At 63.0% G+C, this 373-nt stretch carries 1 protein-coding gene; it reads right to left on the reverse strand.

What is annotated here, in order from left to right; genetic code table 11:
• On the reverse strand, positions 1-296 hold a 296-nt coding region (locus OB03_RS14385; protein WP_461344616.1), incomplete at its 3' end, for a hypothetical protein.
• Positions 297-373 lie beyond the last annotated feature (77 nt).

Below are 373 nucleotides of genomic sequence, written 5' to 3' on the forward strand. Positions count from 1 at the left end.
ATCTCGGCGCGCGTTCGAGCAAGCTCCAACTGGGCTTTTGCGTTTCGGACGGTTTCAAGGGCGTCAACCCTCATAGCCGCTGCGTGCTCTAGCGCCTTTTTCTTCGCCTCTCCGCTGGCATTGGCCGCGCGGCGGGCTGCATCCTCATAAGCATCCAGAGCCGAAGTCGCGGCTGTGCCCGTGGCCTTGATGTCCTTCATTGCCCCGCTGGCTTCGCGCGACTTGAGGGCCACCAGGCCGATAGCGACGGCAACAGCAGTGATGGCAATGCCAATGGGATTTGTGAGGAAGAACATGCTTGCCGCGCCAAGGCCGCGCATTGCGATCGTGCCCGCCAAGGCAGCGCGAGACGTGCCCGAAATGGCCGCGAGCA

Source organism: Brevundimonas sp. GN22, from assembly GCF_054824005.1.